The organism is Mammaliicoccus sp. Q-M61 (assembly GCF_022386055.1).
Taxonomy (GTDB): Bacteria; Bacillota; Bacilli; order Staphylococcales; family Staphylococcaceae; genus Mammaliicoccus; species Mammaliicoccus sciuri_A.
Map to the genome: position 1 here is coordinate 21,786 of NZ_JAJNJL010000010.1, position 19,420 is coordinate 41,205.

General features: G+C 34.7%; 15 protein-coding genes and 1 riboswitch. Of the genes, 8 read left to right on the plus strand and 7 right to left on the minus strand.

Annotation, left to right across the window (positions count from 1 at the left end):
* Window positions 1-32: 32 nt before the first annotated feature.
* Window positions 33-848, minus strand: coding sequence for a MerR family transcriptional regulator (locus tag LQ677_RS11710; RefSeq protein ID WP_239748883.1), 816 nt, complete (start codon window positions 846-848; stop codon window positions 33-35).
* A 153-nt stretch (window positions 849-1,001) separates the two neighbouring features.
* Between LQ677_RS11710 and norA the strand changes: the two genes are divergently transcribed.
* From norA to LQ677_RS11730, 4 genes are all read left to right on the plus strand, one after another.
* Window positions 1,002-2,147: a multidrug efflux MFS transporter NorA gene (gene norA, locus LQ677_RS11715; RefSeq protein WP_159316379.1), complete on the plus strand. Its 1,146-nt coding sequence runs from the start codon at window positions 1,002-1,004 to the stop codon at window positions 2,145-2,147.
* Window positions 2,148-3,233: 1,086 nt separating this feature from the next.
* The gene (locus LQ677_RS11720) at window positions 3,234-5,024 is read left to right on the plus strand and encodes an ABC transporter transmembrane domain-containing protein (protein ID WP_191836373.1); all 1,791 of its coding nucleotides are present in this window, start codon (window positions 3,234-3,236) and stop codon (window positions 5,022-5,024) included.
* Complete coding sequence (locus LQ677_RS11725) at window positions 5,008-6,771, plus strand: ABC transporter ATP-binding protein (protein WP_239748884.1); 1,764 nt, start codon at window positions 5,008-5,010, stop codon at window positions 6,769-6,771. Before LQ677_RS11720 ends, LQ677_RS11725 begins: the two co-directional genes overlap by 17 nt.
* Window positions 6,772-6,865: 94 nt before the next feature.
* Window positions 6,866-8,866, plus strand: coding sequence for a CocE/NonD family hydrolase (locus tag LQ677_RS11730; protein ID WP_239748885.1), 2,001 nt, complete (start codon window positions 6,866-6,868; stop codon window positions 8,864-8,866).
* A 397-nt stretch (window positions 8,867-9,263) separates the two neighbouring features.
* Here the strand turns inward: LQ677_RS11730 and LQ677_RS11735 are convergent, their stop codons facing one another.
* Window positions 9,264-11,219 (minus strand): fructose-1,6-bisphosphatase, encoded by a 1,956-nt coding sequence (locus LQ677_RS11735; protein ID WP_239748886.1) that lies wholly within the window; start codon window positions 11,217-11,219, stop codon window positions 9,264-9,266.
* Window positions 11,220-11,368: 149 nt separating this feature from the next.
* On the opposite strand from LQ677_RS11735, the gene LQ677_RS11740 reads away from it, so the two are divergent.
* Entirely contained in the window at window positions 11,369-11,722 is a 354-nt protein-coding gene (locus LQ677_RS11740) for a DUF488 domain-containing protein (protein ID WP_239748887.1), read from the plus strand.
* A gap of 448 nt (window positions 11,723-12,170) precedes the next feature.
* On the opposite strand, the gene LQ677_RS11745 is transcribed toward LQ677_RS11740, so the two are convergent.
* From LQ677_RS11745 to LQ677_RS11765, 5 genes are read right to left on the minus strand one after another with little or no spacing between them, the layout of a single operon-like run.
* Window positions 12,171-13,169: a ThiF family adenylyltransferase gene (locus LQ677_RS11745; RefSeq protein ID WP_239748888.1), complete on the minus strand. Its 999-nt coding sequence runs from the start codon at window positions 13,167-13,169 to the stop codon at window positions 12,171-12,173.
* Window positions 13,169-13,936, minus strand: a complete 768-nt coding sequence (locus LQ677_RS11750) for a thiazole synthase (protein ID WP_239748889.1) — start codon at window positions 13,934-13,936, stop codon at window positions 13,169-13,171. The genes LQ677_RS11745 and LQ677_RS11750 overlap by 1 nt, the downstream gene beginning before the upstream one ends.
* Before the next feature lies 1 nt (window position 13,937).
* The gene (gene thiS, locus LQ677_RS11755) at window positions 13,938-14,138 is read right to left on the minus strand and encodes a sulfur carrier protein ThiS (RefSeq protein WP_025905802.1); all 201 of its coding nucleotides are present in this window, start codon (window positions 14,136-14,138) and stop codon (window positions 13,938-13,940) included.
* Window positions 14,135-15,244 carry an NAD(P)/FAD-dependent oxidoreductase gene (locus LQ677_RS11760; protein ID WP_239748890.1) on the minus strand — a complete coding sequence of 370 codons (1,110 nt, stop codon included), beginning with the start codon at window positions 15,242-15,244 and terminating at the stop codon, window positions 14,135-14,137. The genes thiS and LQ677_RS11760 overlap by 4 nt, the downstream gene beginning before the upstream one ends.
* Entirely contained in the window at window positions 15,237-15,830 is a 594-nt protein-coding gene (locus LQ677_RS11765; RefSeq protein ID WP_374199844.1) for a thiamine phosphate synthase, read from the minus strand. Before LQ677_RS11765 ends, LQ677_RS11760 begins: the two co-directional genes overlap by 8 nt.
* 67 nt (window positions 15,831-15,897) lie before the next feature.
* Window positions 15,898-16,006, minus strand: a riboswitch (TPP riboswitch).
* Window positions 16,007-16,236: 230 nt separating this feature from the next.
* Between LQ677_RS11765 and isdC the strand changes: the two genes are divergently transcribed.
* Genes isdC through isdE form a run of 3 tightly spaced genes read left to right on the plus strand, consistent with a single transcriptional unit; the run spans window position 16,237 to window position 19,411 of the window.
* Window positions 16,237-16,926 carry a heme uptake protein IsdC gene (gene isdC / locus LQ677_RS11770; RefSeq protein ID WP_126477298.1) on the plus strand — a complete coding sequence of 230 codons (690 nt, stop codon included), beginning with the start codon at window positions 16,237-16,239 and terminating at the stop codon, window positions 16,924-16,926.
* The gene (locus LQ677_RS11775) at window positions 16,926-18,530 is read left to right on the plus strand and encodes an NEAT domain-containing protein (RefSeq protein ID WP_239748891.1); all 1,605 of its coding nucleotides are present in this window, start codon (window positions 16,926-16,928) and stop codon (window positions 18,528-18,530) included. The genes isdC and LQ677_RS11775 overlap by 1 nt, the downstream gene beginning before the upstream one ends.
* Complete coding sequence (gene isdE, locus LQ677_RS11780; RefSeq protein ID WP_126477300.1) at window positions 18,527-19,411, plus strand: heme ABC transporter substrate-binding protein IsdE; 885 nt, start codon at window positions 18,527-18,529, stop codon at window positions 19,409-19,411. Before LQ677_RS11775 ends, isdE begins: the two co-directional genes overlap by 4 nt.
* Window positions 19,412-19,420: the final 9 nt, after the last annotated feature.

Below are 19,420 nucleotides of genomic sequence, written 5' to 3' on the forward strand. Positions count from 1 at the left end.
CTGGGAGTTGATATCCCGGAGTCTATGCTTTTTTATATGATTTCAATCATAATTTTAGTGATATATTCATTCTCATTATTTTTAATAACTGAATCAAATACGTATTCTTCATATACATATTCACCCATTGTTAAATTCAATTCATCGATTTTATTTAGCATTTTGTTGTAAGCTTCTTCAACATGTTCATCAATGCCAATATAATAACCGACTAAATATTTACCTTTTAACGTAACGGTATTTTTGTAGTGCTTTTTAGAATTGGGGATATTCACGTAAAGGTAACTATAATGATAGTAATTACCACTTAAAATATCATTTTTATGCGTTACGACACCAATCGGCTGACTAGAAAAAATTTCGTGTGATTTCAGCTCATCAATAAACTGGTTAATCGATATTAAGAAATCGAGTTCTGAAGCATTCGCGATGTTGTCACTGATATAGAAAGTCATTTCATCATATTCTTGAATTTCAATTTGATCAAAGGATGTTTCCATAGCGTCTCTGATGAGTTGAATTTTACTATCAATGATCATTTCATTGTATTCTAAATGCTTCTTCTGTTCTTGAATTGTTTTCTTCTGTTGCGTCATCAAATTTAAAAAGTGCTCTGGTGATTTATTTTGTGTATATTCTTTAATTTCTTTCAATGGCATGCCGAGTTCTTTCAATAAAGTAATCACACTTATAAGTTCGATTTGTTTAATGGAGTAATATCGGTACCCAATTTCGTTCTTATAATCTGGTTTGAAAAGATTGATTTTATCGTAGTATATGAGTGTCTGTCGGCTAACATTTGTTAAGCTTGCAAACTCACTTATAGGTATTTGATTAATTTTTTGCATAAATTAAGTTCCTCCTATTGACTGTATAGTTACTATACACTATAAATTGTATATATTAAAGATTGCATTATGTTATGCAAATCAAAATAAATAGATTAGAATATAGTGAAAATCACTTAATGTTTGAAAAAGTAATGAAGAAGGAGGTCTAAAATGAATAATAAGTTAAACGTTTTATATTTTAATATATTTTTAATGTTTTTAGGTATTAGTATTGTCATACCAGTATTACCTACAATTTTGCACGATTTAGATTTAAATGGAAGTGATTTAGGCATGCTGGTTGCAGTATTTGCAATGTTCCAAATGATTGCTTCACCGTTTGGAGGAAGATTTGCAGATAAGTTTGGTAAAAAAATTATTATCATTATCGGCCTACTGTTATTCTCCATTTCAGAATTTATTTTTGCGATGGGTAATACATTTTCAATACTTTTAGTTTCAAGAGTATTAGGTGGCATTAGTGCAGCGTTTGTCATGCCTGGTGTAAATGGTATGATTGGAGATTTATCAACTTCAGAAAATAGAGCAAAGAACTTTAGTTATATGTCAGCCGTTATTAATACAGGGTTCATAGTTGGACCGGGTGTAGGAGGATTCTTAGCAGAAATTTCGCATAGAATGCCTTTTTATTTTGCTGGTGCACTTGGCATCATCGCTTTGTTATTCTCAGTATTCCTTTTAAAAGAAGCAAGTGACGATGATTCAAATGAAACAGCACGTCCTAAAGTCAAAGAGCCATTTCCATATAAATTGTTTATCGTACCAGTCATTATTATGTTGATATTGTCATACGGTTTAGCATCTACAGAAACAATGTTCTCACTATATACAGCAGAGAAAGTAGGCTTTGAACCGAAAGATATTTCTATCGCGATTACAGGTGGCGCTATAGTAGGGGTTATATTCCAATTATTCTTATTCGAGAAACTTGTCGGTAAGATCGGTGAAATTAAATTAACGCTATTCTCATTAATTTACTCAGTGTTAATTCTAGGAGCCTTTGTATATGCTTCTCACTACATTACTGTGATGTTAGTCAGTTTCGTAATATTTATAGGATTTGATTTGATCAGACCATCTATGACAAACTACTTCTCTAAATTAGCAGGTAATAACCAAGGTACTGCAGGTGGTTTGAACTCAGCAGCCACAAGTGTTGGTAACTTGATAGGGCCATTAGTAGCCGGAGCAGCATTCGATATTAAAATCGACTTCCCGTTATTTATAGCCATGGCATTCTTTATCATCGCTTCAATTATCATCGCATTTTATAGACCAGATAAATTAAAATTCTAATAAAAAGTCAGGGACACCTCGCGTGATGTCCCTGACTTTCTTTTTGGGGAGAAGTATATGGGGTGAGGAGGATGTTGGGGATGGTGAGGAGGATGGAGCGGTTTGTAATTATAGAAATGGGGTCGACAAGAAAATTAGGAGCGTTGTATTTATCAAGAATGACTAAACAAGATAAATAGAGGCGTTGTATTTATCAAGAATGACTAAACAAGATAAATAGAGGCGTTGTATTTATCAAGACTGACGAAACAAGATAAATAGAGGCGTTGTATTTATCAAGACTGCCCAAACAAGATAAATAGGGGCTTTGTATTTATCAAGACTGGTAAAACAAGATAAATAGAGGCGCTGTATTTATCAAGACTGGCAAAACAAGATAAATAGAGGCGCTGTATTTATCAAGACTGGCAAAACAAGATAAATAGGGACGCTGTATTTATCAAGACAGGTAAAACAAGATAAATAGAGGCGCTGTATTTATCAAGAATGACTAAACAAGATAAATAGAGGCGTTGTATTTATCAAGACTGACGAAACAAGATAAATAGGGACGCTGTATTTATCAAGACTGACTAAACAAGATAAATAGAGGCGTTGTATTTATCAAGACTGGTAAAACAAGATAAATATGAATCTTTAACATGGCAAGTGGAACGTGACTAGCAACATTGGAGGTCTGAATATTGCAAGTGGGACATGACTAGCAACATTGGAGCCCTGAATGTTGCAAGTGGAACGTGACTAGCAACATTGGAGCCCTGAATATTGCAAGACAGCCTAAACAAGCAACATAGCACGCCCGTAAGTTGCAAGACTGCCCAAACAAGCAACATAGCACGCCCGTAAGTTGCAAGACCCACCAAACTAGCAACATACATCCTCCAATCCGCCGAACCCCCGAACCTCAGAACTCCCTCGGAACCTCATACATCCACACCTCCCAATCTCCCTCATCTACAATATTCCCGTATACGCCATTTGGATGATTTTTATATAAATGTATGAAAATTATGAACTTTCAATTTTCAGATGATTGTTTTGTGCTAAAATTTTAATTGTGTAGATATAAGGGGAGTGTGGACGATTATGAAGGTATTTGCAAAATTGGGCTGGTTTATTAAACAAGAAAGGAAAAATTATATTTTTGGCATTCTCATTTTATTACTCGTTGCGCTGATTGATTTGTTGCCTCCACAAATTATCGGTCGAGTGATTGATGGTATTAGCTTTAATACTTTAACGGGAAAGACGCTTCTTATTTATCTCATCATTTTATTTCTTGCTGCTGTATTAACATATGTATTTCGTTACTACTGGCGCATTATGATATTCGGGGCGAGTATGAGGTTAGGGAAGATATTAAGAGAGCGACTGTATCATAAATATACGTCGATGAGTCCTTCTTTTTTCCAAGAAAGACGTACTGGAGATTTAATGGCACATGCTACAAATGATATTAGAGCTGTTCAGAATACTGCAGGTGGCGGCGTTCTGACAATTGCGGATTCACTGATGTCAGGTGGGGCTGTTCTGATTACTATGGCAATTACTGTTGATTGGCGTTTAACTTTAATTGTGATGATTCCACTTCCTATTATGATTATATTAACGAGTTATTATGGTAAATTGCTTAACCGCGGTTTCAAAAAAGCACAAGCTGCGTTTAGTCAGTTGAATGATAAGACTCAAGAGAGTATTGCTGGGATAAAAGTTACAAAGACATTTGGTTATGAAAAAGACGATCAAGCAGATTTTAAGCAACTAAGTGATGATGTCGTATACAAAAATTTAAAAGTTTCTAAAATTGATGCATTGTTTGATCCAACGATTATGTCAGTAATTGGTGTGAGTTATTTTTTAGCGATATTCTTTGGCGCAAGAATGGTGATTCAAGATGATATTACAATTGGACAACTTGTTACATTTACAACTTATTTAGGGATGATGGTTTGGCCACTGCTCGCACTTGGATTATTCTTTAATATTGTTCAAAGAGGTCATGCTTCATATGAAAGAATTAATGAAATTACCAATGTTCCAAACGATGTCGATACAGAAGTTAAGACGGATATGATTCCTGAAGGGGATATTCACGTCGACATTAAATCCTTTAAATTTCCAAATGATGATAATGTGGCATTACATGACATTCATTTCACGATTGAAAAAGGGACAACATTAGGTATTGTTGGTCGAACAGGTTCAGGTAAAAGTGCAATCATTCGACTATTATTACGCGAATTTGATACGAAAGAAGCGGATGAAATTATATATGGTCATCATCCATTAAGTTATTTTGATATTCGTCATTTAAGAGCGCAATTTGGTTATGTACCTCAAGACCACTTTTTATTCTCGACTTCAATAAGAAATAATATTGCCTTTAGCGATCCGACTATCGATGATGATATTATTCATAACGCGAGTAATATTAGTTATATTCACCAAGATATATTAAGCTTTCCTGAAGGCTACAATACAGTTGTTGGTGAGAGAGGTGTATCATTATCAGGCGGTCAGAAACAAAGGATTTCTATCGCAAGGGCATTAATCATGAATCCACCTGTACTGATATTAGATGATTCATTATCAGCTGTAGATGCAGAAACTGAAGAACATATACTAGAAAATATGCAGAACGTCAGACAAGGTAAGACGAATATTATTACAGCTCATAGAATGAGTGCTGTCAGTCATGCGGATATGATTATCGTGATGGATGAAGGCACAATCATTGAACGCGGTACACATCAAGAGTTGATGAATCTTAAAGGTTGGTATTATGACACATATCAATCACAAGCCTTACATGAAAAACTTGCGAGTAGTCTAGATGAATTGGCAAAGGGGGATGACAACGATGGCACAAAATCATAATTTAACTGCCAAAGATCAGTTTGATGTACTCAAAAGATTAATTAAATATACGTTCCCCTTTAAAGGTATCATTGCACTTGCTTTCTTAATGCTGACGATTTCGACAGTTGCAAGTGTTGCAACACCTTATTTAGTAAAAGTATTTATCGATGATTATTTAACGCCACGTGTATTTCCAGAATCAGATATGACATTACTGATTGTCATATTCTTTGTCGTTCAAATCATTGGCGCTGTAACAACATATTGGAATGTATACTTATTTCAATATTTAGCTTTTAAAGTGATTCAACAATTAAGAATTGATGCTTTTGATAAAATTGGCCAATTGGGCATGCGCTATTTTGATAAAGAGCCTGGTGGCAGTATAGTATCAAGGTTAACGAATGATACTGAAGCCATTGTAGAAATGTTTATCGGTGTATTTTCTTCATTTTTAATGGCATTATTTATGGTTATTTCAAGTTATGTCATGATGTTTATTTTAGATTTTAAATTAGCTTTAATGGCACTTGTATTTGTACCTATTATAGTTGTCATATTAGCACTTTATAGAAAATATTCTGCGATATACTTTTCTCAAGCGAGACAGCTTTTGTCAGATTTAAATGCGAAGTTAGCTGAATCTATCGAAGGTATGAGAATTATACAAGTATTTAATCAAGAAAAGAGATTGCAAAAAGAATTTAATGACATTAACGATGAGCACTATGAGTTTAATATGAAGACAGTCAAAATTGATGGCTTACTTCTGAGACCGGCAATCAGTATGATTTCAGTATTTGCTGTCATTATGATATTAAGCTACTTCGGTATATTGAGCTTTTCAGGTGGTATTACAGCAGGTGTTGTATTTGCATTTGTACAATATATGGAACGCTTCTTTGAACCGATTAACCAAGTCAGTCAAAATTTAAACGTACTTCAACAAGCACTCGTATCAGCGAGTCGTGTATTTAAACTTATCGATAATGATATGCTTGAACCCGCGCAACAAGAGCGTCAAGATTTTCAAATTACTGACGGAAAAATTGAATTTAAAGATGTAACGTTTAGTTACGATGGCAAAACAGATGTATTAAAAAATATATCATTTACCGCAAATCCAGGTGAAACAGTTGCACTTGTTGGGCATACAGGTTCTGGTAAAAGTTCAATCATTAACTTGTTTATGAGATTTTATGAATTTGAACAAGGTGAAATACTAATCGATCAACAATCGATTAAGCAAATACCGAAAAAAGAACTGAAATCTAATATTGGGCTTGTGCTTCAAGATGCATTTATTTTTTACGGAACGATTACATCGAATATAAAATTGTATCACCCGACGATGACTTTTGAAAAAGTGCAAGAAGCGGCTGAATTTGTAAATTCAGATCAATTTATCAATAAATTACCTGGGAAATATGAACATAAAGTAATCGAAAAAGGTAGTGCATTCTCAAGTGGAGAAAGACAATTGTTAGCATTTGCAAGAACAATCGCAAGTGATCCCAAAATATTAATACTGGATGAAGCGACTGCTAATATCGATTCAGAAACAGAAGCGCAAATTCAAGCATCTTTAAAAAAAATGAGAAAAGGCAGAACAACATTAGCGATTGCACATAGACTTTCAACTATTCAAGATGCTGATCAAATACTCGTATTGAATAAAGGCGAAATCGTTGAAAGAGGTACACATGACGAATTGATTAAACAAGACGGCATTTATCACAAAATGTATTTACTTCAAAATGGATAATAGTACGAACTGATCAGACGAAAGTGTCTGGTCAGTTTTTATATATGTAATTATGTATAATAAGCAGTAATAGATAAATAGAGGAGGATTTTACATGGGTGTTTTTGATGTAGACTATAATAAAATAACTGAGCGAACACAATTTCCATATGAAATCGAAGTGATTCATCATACTTGGATAACGATGCAAGATGGTACGAAATTATCAGCTAAAATCTGGCAACCTAAGACCGACTCAAAGACTAAAGGTGCGGTATTAGAATATTTACCATATAGAAAAGATGAATTTACTGCTTTACGGGATGAAATTAGACATAAATATTTTGCAGGGTTTGGGTATACTGCTATTCGAGTTGATATAAGGGGAACTGGGGATTCTGAAGGTATTATCGAAGACGAGTATCCATTACAGGAACAAGACGATGCATTGGACATTATAGATTGGATAACAAACCAAGAATGGTCAAACGGTTCAGTAGCAATGATCGGTAAATCGTGGGGAGGATTTAACGGATTACAAGTTGCTGCGAGACAACCAGAAGCATTGAAGACCATTATCTCATTATGTTCAACGGATGATCGATACGCGGATGACGTTCATTATAAAGGCGGAACGCTTATGGCTTCTGATATGCTTTGGTGGGCTTCTACGATGTTTGCATATAATGCACGACCAGCTTTTCCGAAATATTTCGGTGATAAATGGTATGAAAATTGGCTTGAACGTTTAGAACATACACCACCGTTTGTGGAAGAATGGGTTAGTCATCAAACAAGAGATGATTATTGGAAGCACGGTTCTATCAATGAAGATTATTCAAACATTACCATTCCGGTATTAACGATGAGTGGTTGGGCTGACGGCTACACAAATGCTGTGTTTCGTTTAATGCGTCATTTGAATGTTCCGAAGAAAGGTATTATAGGACCTTGGGCACATGAATTTCCAGACGTCGCAATTCCTGGACCTCAATTTGGATATTTACAAGAAGTTGTCGCATGGTTAGACAAATGGATGGAACCGAATGAGCATGTTAACCATAAAGATGAATTTCTTGTTTATGTTCAAGATAGTGTGGAACCACAAACTTCATACGAATATCGAGAAGGCAAATGGCTAGATTTATTGAAAGAAGACATTAAGTCGAAAGATATTTTTAGTAGTATGACGCAAGAAATCACTTTGAAAAATAATCAACAACATGGTCTTTATTCAGGCGTGTTCTGTCCTTTTGGCCAAGAAGGGGACTTACCAGATGACCAAACAATTGATAATGCTTTAGCATGCTCATTTATGGTTGAAACGTATGGTGAAACGATGAATATCATTGGACAACCTGTTGCAAAGCTCCATGTTAAATCTGATCGTGAATATGGCAATATTCATGTGCGTATTTCCGACGTGCATCCTAACGGCAAGAAGACATTGATTACGAAAGGTCAGTTGAATCTAAATCACTACAAGAGTCATGAAACGCCAGAGACATTACCGATTAACGAGTATATCAATGCAGAAGTACCTCTAGATGTCATAGGCTATCAAATACCAGCAGGACATAAAATAGAAGTGTCTATCTCACCTACATATTGGCCACAAATTTGGCCGAGCAAAGAGATAGCAAATATAAAAGTGGATTTAGAGTATTCACAATTGATATTACCTTTAGTTGAGCATTTTGAAGAAATTCAATTAGACTATCCTTTATCAGAAACTGCAAAGCCTCTAGAAAAAGTCATTCATAGAGAAGGGTCTCGAACGAGAGATATCACGAAGCGGTTAACGACCAATGAATGGGAATTAAGAGATTATTCAGATGAAGGATTAAGAACATTAAAAGATAGTCATATCACATATGGAACAGAGAACTTAAATGTCTATACAATTAAAGAAGATGATCCATTATCAGCCAAAGTTCAATGTGATTGGAAAGTGATTGTTAAAGATGATGATATAGATACGGAAGTAGAGACATTTAGTACAATGACATGTGATGCAGACTATTATTACTTATATAATAAAGTTGTAGCTTATAACGAAGGCGAACAATGCTTCTCAAAAACATGGAAAAAGAAAATAGAGCGAGACTTTACTTGAAGATGAAATTTGAATTGGAGAATCACGCACGAAGACTGTAAGATATCGTGCGCTAGGGTGCAAAATCAGGTCGTATCGCACGAAGACTGCGAGATATCGTGCGCTATGGTATAAAAAAGGGGCATAACGCACGAAGACTGTAAGATATCGTGCGCTAGGGTGCAAAAAAGGGGCATATCGCACGAAGACTGTAAGATATCGTGCGCTAAGGTATAAAAAAGGGGCATAACGCACGAAGACTGTAAGATATCGTGCGCTAAGGTGCAAAATCAGGTCGTATCGCACGAAGACTGCGAGATATCGTGCGCTAATATTTGAAAAGTCACATGTTCTTTTTCAAATAACATATAAGAAAAACCGCGAAAACTAACAGCTCACGTTAGTTTTCGCGGTTCTTTTAGTCTATATAACGATATGACATCAATTCTTGTAACATTTGAATTTCTTCTTGCAGTTTGGCACCGATGTTTGTATCTCGAACTTTCTTTCTTTCGAGTTCTTCATCTACAACGCGTCTAACGGATAGTTCATCAGCCCCGTTGAGTAGTACGTTTTCTTTTGTACCGAAGTGTTTGTGGGCAACGAGTTGCATACCGAATGAGTTATACAGCAATGTATAGCCTGCGATACCTGTTGTAGATTGATAAGCTTTTGAAAATCCACCGTCGATAACGATCATTTTACCATTTGCTTTAATTGGATTTTCACCATCAATTTCTTTAACAGGTGTATGACCGTTGATAATACGACCTTGTTCAGGGTCTAAATCAAACTCTTCTAACATTTTACGACACATATCGCTATCTTCTCTTAAGTAATAATAAGGATTTTTTTCTTCTTTATGTGATGCTTTATCTTTTATAAAATATCTTTCGAATGTTGTCATGGCACGTTTACCGAATAATGAAGAATATTTACCTGTCCATAAATACCAAATTAAATCTGTAGATAAGTCATCTGTTTCATGTTTACGACTAAATGAATTTCTAATATGATATTCGAATTGGTCTAATAATTCTCGCCCATTATACACTTTACCGTCAATTTCCATTTCTTCCATATTACCTTGTTCATCTACGGGTATACAGCCATGGATAAGTAAATTACCATTATATTTTAAATACAAGTTACCTTTTTTCATTAAAAAGTTCATATGACGTTTCAGTTTTTCAGATTCTTGTACTGAAAGTAGAAGTTTATTAATGACTTCCTCTTCTTCTTCGTTTAGTTGTGCTGGATTTGCTCGGTCAACGGTTTCAAAGCATGTATTTTCTAATTGATACGTTTGACCGTAAATAGTAATTTCATTTTTATCGTAATCTACTTTTTCTAGTACGAGTCTTTCTTCCATATCAAATGAAGGACGACGTTTAATAATTGGGCTTTCTAGTTTAAATTGAATGATGGCGATTGCTTGATGAATCTTAGTGATTTGAAGTTTTTCTTCTTCTGATAGTTCTTTGTCGGCATGTTTTTTTGGATGAAATGCAGTATTATCGCCGTAATATTTTTCAGCTAAATTAACTAAAGGTCGCAAATTAATGCCATATGCATCTTCAATAATATCTAAATTATCATAACGCGCGCATATTCTTAAAATGTTCGCTAAACATACTTTTGAACCGGCATAAGCGCCAATCCACAATACGTCATGGTTACCCCATTGGATATCAACAGAATGATAATTAATTAACGTTTCCATAATTTTATCAGGTTCAGGACCACGGTCATAAATATCTCCTACAACATGTAAATGGTCAACGACTAATCTTTGAATCGTGTATGCTAAACCAATAATCAGTTTATCCGATTGACCAAGTGAAATGATTTTTTGAACAATTGTTTCGTAGTAAGTCGTTTTATTGTTATAGACATTGCTTTTATATAATAACTCTTCGATTATGTATACGAATTGTTTTGGTAAAGCTTTACGTAACTTAGAACGTGTATACTTACTTGAAGCGTATGAAATAAGATGTATCATCTGTTGAATTGTTTCAATATACCATTCATTTAATTCTGATTTCGATGCAAATTGATTTTTAACAAGTTTCAATTTTTCTTCTGGATAATAAACGAGTGCAGCAAGGTCACTAATATGTTCTTCAGAATGTGTCTCTTTAAAAATATCATTAATTTTAGCTCTCACATTACCAGAACCATTTCTTAAAACATGTTGGAATGCATGATATTCACCATGTAAGTCACTTACGAAATGTTCTGTTCCTTTAGGTAAGTCTAAAATAGATTGTAAATTAATAATTTCAGTTGCTACTTTTTCTTCTTCATCAAACTTTTCTGCTAATAAATTTAAGTATTTTTCTTTTAAAATCTGGCTGTCGTATTGAGTCATAAAAAAATTCACTCCGTTCATCATTTCGAGATTTTTTATTTAGAAATTAAACCTACCATTTGAGATATAGTATAACACATTAAGCGTTTTCTTTTATGGTTTAAGATTCACTTCTGTAGGCTAAATATATATAAAGGAGTCGATTATTCATGGCATGTAAAATAGATAGAATTTATAATAATCTTGATGAAAAAGGTGTAAGAGTATTAGTGGACCGAGTATGGCCGAGAGGGATATCTAAAGACAAAGCAAATTTAGATCATTGGTTAAAAGACATCGCACCCTCTAGTGAATTAAGAAAATGGTTCAATCACGAACCAAGCAAATTTGAAACATTCAAAGAAAAATATAAACAAGAACTCGAATCCGGAGATCAACAAGAAGCTTTAAATAAGCTAAAAGAAATTTATAAAGACAATAAACAAACACTCATCATACTGTATGGCGCCAAAGACGAAAAACACAATCAAGCAATTGTTTTGAAAGAGATATTGGATAGGTGAGTCATGGCTTAACGCCTGAATAAAGCCAAGAGAAGAGGCAAGTCATGGCTTAAGTACCAAATAAAGCCAAGAGATAGGTCAAGTCATGGCTTAAGTACCGAATAAAGCCAAGAGACGCTCCAAGTCATGGCTTAAGTACCGAATAAAGCCAAGAGAAGAGGCAAGTCTTGGCTTAACGCCTGAATAAAGCCAAGAGATGGTCCAAGTCATGGCTTAAGTATCGAATAAAGCCAAGAGATGGTCCAAGTCATGGCTTAAGTACCGAGTAAAGCCAAGAGATAGGTCAAGTCTTGGCTTAAGTACCAAATAAAGCCAAGAGATCACCCAAGTCATGGCTTAAGTACCAAATAAAGCCAAGAGATGGTCCAAGTTATGGCTTAAGTACTGAATAAAGCCAAGACTTCACCCGCAACTGCCTCCAAGACTTGGTCCAATCCTATCCCGATCCCTACCTTATACACCTATTAAACTGTTGATATATATCTTCTGCGATTTCTTGTGATGCTATGCCTCGTACGTTCATGCGACCGTCTTTAAATAAGGTCATGGTCATATCGTCATATGCTATAAATTTTACATATGCGTTTTCTTTAGCGATACGTCCTGGGAAGTGATGCGCTAATTCAAATGCGTGTTGTTTAAATCTAAACATGAACGTATCTCCACATAATGCTTCTATTGATGAAAGGGGTGGTGTGTTTAATGTTTGATAAATCCCTTGTTCACAGACAACGCAGTCATCATCTTTTAATAAATTAATATTGGTTGCGCGTATGTTCATTTCAAATGTATCGATTGTTATGAGCTTTTTGGAAAAAGATTTTCCTGCAACATATCTGAGTAATTCTGACACTTCGTAACTGGCTACTTGTTGAACGACTGGTGGTAGCACGCCGTTTATCGCACAACTTTCTCCAGTTTGAGGTACGCTTTGCAGGATACATCTTAAGCAAGGCCCGCTATAATCAATTGCATAAACAGTTCCTTTACTTCCGACTGCTGCGCCATATATCCAAGGAATGTTTAATTTATGGCAGACTTCATTGATTAAAAAGCGCATATCAAATTGATCCATGCCATCGATTACTATGTCTGGTTGGACATTTTGAATAATGGTTTCAATGTTTTGAGCCGTTAATTCTTGATGGATAGCATTTAATTCAACATGCTGATTAATCTGTTTGATTTTCCTTTTTAAAGCAACAACTTTAGGAAGCATTTCCTGTGCATCACGTTCATCATAGAGTGCTTGACGATGTAAATTAGAAAGCTCAACGATATCCATGTCGATTATCGTTAATTGATGAGCGCCCATGCGAGCGAGTAGTTCTGCAACATGACTGCCTAATGCACCTGCACCCATTATCAATATACGTGTATTCTGCAATGCTTCTTGACTATGCGCGCCGAATTGTTGAAACTTCATTTGTCGCTCGTATCGTTCCATTACAAGAATCCTAATCCTTCAGTTGGGCTTGAAGCTTGTGCTGTATATTTAACAGGAATTCTACCTGCCTCATAACTTAATTGTCCGGCTTCAATACCTAATTTCATCGCTTCAGCCATTTTGACAGGGTCTTTCGCACCAGAAATGGCAGTATTTAATAAAATTGCATCTGCACCAAGTTCCATCGCGAAACAAGCATCTTTCGGTGAACCAATACCAGCATCCACGATAACGGGTATGTTAGCTTGTTCAATGATATATCTTAAATTGAGTGGGTTATTAAGACCTCTACCTGTTCCAATTGGAGAAGCTAGTGGCATAATCGCGTGAACACCTAATGCTTCAAGTCGTTTAGCTAATACAACATCACACGAAATATATGGACAGACAATAAAGCCTTTATCTAATAATATTTCACATGCTTTATAAGTTTCGATTGGGTCTGGCAGTAAAGTCTTATCGTCACCAATGACTTCTACTTTAATTAAGTTGCAAAGCCCAGCATGATTGGCAATTTCTGCAATACGTACAGCTTCTTCTGCAGTATGTGCACCAGCAGTATTAGGAAAAGTAATAAATCGATTTAAATCAACATTTGCTAATGGGTTGGGTAATGATTTGTCATATAGATTCATTCTTCTTACAGCAAAAGTGAGCACTTCTGCACCTGATGCTTGGATTGCTTTAGATTGTGTTTCTTCATCTTTAAATTTACCAGTACCTAATAATAATCTTGAGTTGAGTTCATATGGTCCTATTTTTAACATTTTATCCGCCTCCAACAAATTCTAGTAGTTCTAATCTATCTGATTCTCTAACAGTAATATCATTAAATTGTTCACTTTTAATGAGTGTATCGTTCCATTCAACGATGATTCTATCTTTATCTAATTCCAGCGAGTCTAGTAAATCTGACAACGTTAATGCATCTTCAAAATTAAATTCATCACCATTAATAATACATTTCATAAATGGACACACCTCCTCACTTTAAATGCTTCTAATAACGTAGGTCTTTCTTCATAAACAATCCATTCAGCCATTAATTTACCGATGATAGGTGATAGTAATATGCCATTACGATAATGACCCGTAACAATATATAAATCTTTATCGATTTCATCCATAATCGGCCATTCATTATCAGTGTATGGTCTGATTCCCGACCATTTATGAATGAGTCGACTACTTGATAATAATGGAATGTATTTACACGCTTGACGCATTAACCAATTTTCTCCTTCAACTGATGTGCCTACAGTATAGTCATCTACATAACTCGTCGCACCCACTAAAAATCGATTGCCACGTTTCGGGACAATGTAACAGCCATTCGTCATAAAAAGTGTTTGTTCTAATTTTAAATCTGGATGTTCCAACAGTAGAACTTCGCCTTTAACACCTGTTACTTTAGGCTCAATTTCATAGTCTGCTAATAACTGATGACTCCATGCACCGCCAGCAACAATGACTTTTTTGGAAAGTAAAATTTGGTTTGCAGTGAGCACTTTAAACGCATCATTTAAGCGATGTATGGATTTAACTTCAGTATGATAAATGCGCTCAATTCCTTTATACTCAATAGATTTCAATAAAGCTTTAGCATATTGATTGGCATTAATTTGCCCATCAAATGGAATATAAATCGCTTTATGATTATAAGCAATCGTATGATTTGAAAGATGACGAAGTGATGAGCTATCTAACGTCTTAACGGAACGATCGCGTTTATTCAAAAAACGATATTGCGCTGTTAAACTGTCGATATCTTCTTGTGAAGCGGCCATTTTAATTAAACCGTGCGCTTGATAATCAATATTGATATTCGTCTCTTTATATAACGTATGACTAAGTGATTCGAAATAATCTCTCGAACGTAATGCAAGTTGATAAAGGGGTGTATCTTCAATAAATTCATTCTGTGCACCTAACATGCCACCAGCTTTATAAGATGCATGTAATCCAGGAACATCTCGATCTATCACAGCGATAGACAATGAATCATTCTTAAGTGCTAATTCACGTGCAATAGACATGCCCATGACGCCTGAACCAACAATTAACACGTCATACATATGCAAGCCACTCCTCTCTTAATAACTGAATTTCACGCAAACTTCGATCTCTGAAAAATGAAATTGCACAAACACCTTCAAAACCATGAGGCAACGACTTAATAGAATACGTATCTATACCACCAATTGCATAAACAGGAATATCTATAGATACTGCATTTGTTATTTCTTTAGAAGACCTTGGTTTAAGACCATGTTTAGAACGTGTGTCAAACACGTGACCAAAGAATACGAAATCTAAAGACCACTCACGTGCACGTTTCACACTTTCAACTGAATGTGTAGACATACTGACTGATATATGAGGATGAAGCTTTTTATATTCAAATGCGTGCACGTCATCTTCACGAAAATGAATAAAATTTAAATCATATTTTTCAAGTATGGTCCTATCAGAATGAATCATTAATTTCGTTTGAGGAAAGCCATTTGCTAATAAATAATCAAGCACCCAGCATAGATCATCACGTGTCATAGGTACTCTCAGTAATAACAAATCAATCTCTTCTGCAATCTCTAAATAATGTTCTAAATCAGCAACATCTAAGTCTTTATACGGTGTAACAGCAATAAACAATGAAATCACTCCAAATAAAAAACGCTATTTTTCTGGATAGAAAAATAGCGTAAAAATTTAATTATAAGTATAAGTAAGCTTATATACGCCACTTTCCTACGCCAGTATGAACTGGATCAGGTTCAAGGAATCCCGAAGTCACTACTTCAGTCTCAGCCTATAATAAGGCACTTCCAGTGGACATTTATTCAGTTATTACATCCATTGTACATATAAAAGTAAGAATGTTCAAATTTATATGTTATTGAGTTACATCCTAAATTATTCCATTAATCTATTTTTTAAATTCCATGAAATAAAATTTTAAAGACCAATTATTTATTAAAACAGAAAATAATATTGACATTGATAACTATTATCAATTAAATTATAAGATGGAAGGAGAATTTCAATAAATTTACAAAGGAGGTATATTATGCAAAGGTTTAAACAAGTTTTAAATATTGGGTTATTAGTACTTATTTTATTATCAGTAGGTGTAGGTAAGGTGGCTTCTGCTGATGTGAAGGATGGTACTTATGACGTTGATTACACAGTATTGAAACATGGTACTTCAGATGTTTCGATTGCAAATGATTATTTTAATAAACCAGGTAAGTTAGTTGTTAAGAATGGTGAAAAGCAACTTCAATTAACGATGAATCACAGTCATTGGATCAAAGGAATTACAGTTGATGGTTCTGCTGAAAGTATCGTAAGTGAAGATAAAGGTTCAGACGTTAGAACGTCTAGCTTTAAAGTGAATTCTACATCTGGACAACTTGCTGGAACAATTGATGTTTATATCAATGAAAAAGTCGATGGTAAACCGTTCTTATACGATAACAAATATAAAATCACATTTGACGTGAAAGAACCTTCTGGACAGGCTGCAGCAGATTCATCTAGTGATGCTTCAAAAGATTCAACAACAGCAGCATCAACTAGTTCAGATAGTAGTACACCATCTAGTGGTTCTACTACTTCTACAACTTCACAAGATGTGAAAAATCCTCAAACGAGCGCAGGCACACCAGTAATGATCACAGTCCTTCCAATTGTTGCGGGTATGTTATTAATCGTTACGTTTATGTTCAATAAAAAATTGAAAAGAGGTCATAATTAATGAAGAAAAATGTTAAGTCACTATTAGCGTTTTCTTTATTATTCTCAACTCTTTCATTCAACACTTATGAACCGCTTAGTCATACAACAATGAAAAAAGTTGAAGCAGCAGAAGAACAAGCATCAGCAGTGGAAAGTAAGACAATTGATTTTGTTGTAAATAAAGATAAATCAAATGAAGTCTCATATATGGATCAATATATGGTGAAACCAGCAAAGGTATATTTTGAGAATGGGGAAACGTATGTTGAGATGACTTTGAAAAGTGCTTCTTATTGGAAGTCATTTGAACTGTATGATGAATCAGGCGCAATAGCCATTCAAACAGTTAAAGAAGATCATCAAGCTGATACTAAAGTCATTAAGTTTAAAGTTAAACCAGGTAGCCAATCGCTTACTTCAAAAGTTCATATTGTTGTACCGGCAATCAATTATGACAACAAATATACAACTCATGTAAATTTTAAAGAAGTTATTCCTAGTGCACCGACAACTCAGAATTCAAATCAACAAGATACAGGAAAAGTAGATTCAAACGATAAAGCAAAAGATGATTCAAACCAATCAACGACTGACCAAAAGCAGGATAATACAACGCAGAATAATGAAGATACACAACAAGCACCTGCCAAGGATACGAATCATGAGAAACCACAAACAGAACTTCCAAAGCAAGATACATCAAAGAATGAATCACCTAAGAAGGATACATCAAAGAACGAAACACCTAAGAATGATAATAAGCCGATAACAAAAAAAGAAGTGCCAATTCCTGATAAAGTTAAAAATCCGTCTGGCTCCAACCAAGGATCAACTCAACAAGAAAAAGCAACTTCAACGTTAGGTTACATGGTCTATAAAAATGGTTCAAGTGAAATATCTTATATGGACCAATATATGGTGAAACCTGCACGTATTGTTGAAGAAAATGGTAAACAATATGTTGAATTAACATTGAAATCAGCTTCATATTGGAAGTCGTTTGAATTATTCGATCATGATAAAAAATTAAATGTCACAACCGTGTCAGAAGATCAATCTGCAGATACAAAAATCATTCGCTTTGAAAAGCCGAAAGATTTAAAAGTATTAACATCTAAAGTGCACATTGTTGTACCAGCAATTAATTACGACAATCATTACACAACACGAATTGAATTTGATAAAGAAGCGGCATCTGGCAACGGAAATACAGACACAAGTGATGAACAACAACAACCTGTCAGCACACCAAGTAAAGATGATGACACTAAAGGTCATGATTCTAATAATGTTCAAAACAATCAGACAACACAATCAGATGACCAAAAAGCCGAATCTTCGAATGCTTCATCTGGAGCAAATAGTTCAACAAGTCATAGTTCATCACCTGCCACACCTGCAAATCAAGCTGTGACAAGTGGTAACAATGCAACAAGTTCTACAACTGCAGATAAAGCTAATCCAAGTTTCGATCGTAACGCAGATGGTTCAACAAACATGAAACTCGTTAATCCTTCAACAAGTAGCAGTGGAGATGCGATGACATATGCACTTATCTTCAGTGGTGCAGTATTGTTATTAGCTGGTTCATTCTTCTTAGGTAAGAAGCGAGCATCTAAATGAAGATCAAATCGCTATTAAGTTTAATACTTATATGTAGCTGTCTGCTTGCGGCTTGTAACATCAACTTTAGTAAATCATCAGAACCTGCAAGTAAACAGAAGAAAGAAGAATTCAGAATCGTACCAACTACTGTAGCTTTAACGGAAACTTTAGATGCATTAGATTTAGATATCGTAGGTAAACCGACAACTTATAAAGATTTACCGAAACGATATAAAGATGTACCTGAAATTGGTCAGCCTAAAAAACCAAATGTTGAAGTTGTGAAATCACTTAATCCAACACATGTATTAACGGTTACAACAATTAAATCTGAGATGGATCCTGTGTTTGAACAACTTAAAATGAAAGGTACTTATTATGATTACGACAGTTTAAATGGTTTGAAGAAATCTATCACTGAAATGGGTAATACGTTCAACCGTAAAGAACAGGCTAAAAAACTTAATAAAAAGTTTGAAAATGCCGAAGCTGAAATTAAAGCTAAGATTCAAGGCAAAGAACGCCCTAAAGTACTAATTCTTATGGGTGTACCTGGTAGTTATCTTGTAGCAACAGAACACTCTTATATAGGTGATTTAGTGAAAATTGCTGGAGGAGAGAATGTTATACAAAATGAATCAAGAGCTTATTTATCTTCTAATACTGAAGAACTTTATAAAGTTAATCCTGATATTATTTTAAGATTGCCACATGGTTTTCCAGATCAAGTAAAAGAAATGTTTAAGAAAGAGTTTAGTACAAATGATATATGGAAACACTTTGACGCAGTTAAAAATAATAGAGTTTATGATTTAGAAGAAATACCATTTGGCATAACAGCAAGTATTAAAGCTGACGATGCGTTAGTACAGCTTTATGACATTTTATATAATAAGTAAAGAGGTTAA

Bases quoted from the DNA above. Each gene is read 5' to 3' on its own strand.
- LQ677_RS11710 (WP_239748883.1), bottom strand. From the start codon at position 848: ATGCAAAAAATTAATCAAATACCTATAAGTGAGTTTGCAAGCTTAACA.
- norA (WP_159316379.1), top strand. From the start codon at position 1,002: ATGAATAATAAGTTAAACGTTTTATATTTTAATATATTTTTAATGTTT.
- LQ677_RS11720 (WP_191836373.1), top strand. From the start codon at position 3,234: ATGAAGGTATTTGCAAAATTGGGCTGGTTTATTAAACAAGAAAGGAAA.
- LQ677_RS11725 (WP_239748884.1), top strand. From the start codon at position 5,008: ATGGCACAAAATCATAATTTAACTGCCAAAGATCAGTTTGATGTACTC.
- LQ677_RS11730 (WP_239748885.1), top strand. From the start codon at position 6,866: ATGGGTGTTTTTGATGTAGACTATAATAAAATAACTGAGCGAACACAA.
- LQ677_RS11735 (WP_239748886.1), bottom strand. From the start codon at position 11,219: ATGACTCAATACGACAGCCAGATTTTAAAAGAAAAATACTTAAATTTA.
- LQ677_RS11740 (WP_239748887.1), top strand. From the start codon at position 11,369: ATGGCATGTAAAATAGATAGAATTTATAATAATCTTGATGAAAAAGGT.
- LQ677_RS11745 (WP_239748888.1), bottom strand. From the start codon at position 13,169: ATGGAACGATACGAGCGACAAATGAAGTTTCAACAATTCGGCGCGCAT.
- LQ677_RS11750 (WP_239748889.1), bottom strand. From the start codon at position 13,936: ATGTTAAAAATAGGACCATATGAACTCAACTCAAGATTATTATTAGGT.
- thiS (WP_025905802.1), bottom strand. From the start codon at position 14,138: ATGAAATGTATTATTAATGGTGATGAATTTAATTTTGAAGATGCATTA.
- LQ677_RS11760 (WP_239748890.1), bottom strand. From the start codon at position 15,244: ATGTATGACGTGTTAATTGTTGGTTCAGGCGTCATGGGCATGTCTATT.
- isdC (WP_126477298.1), top strand. From the start codon at position 16,237: ATGCAAAGGTTTAAACAAGTTTTAAATATTGGGTTATTAGTACTTATT.
- LQ677_RS11775 (WP_239748891.1), top strand. From the start codon at position 16,926: ATGAAGAAAAATGTTAAGTCACTATTAGCGTTTTCTTTATTATTCTCA.
- isdE (WP_126477300.1), top strand. From the start codon at position 18,527: ATGAAGATCAAATCGCTATTAAGTTTAATACTTATATGTAGCTGTCTG.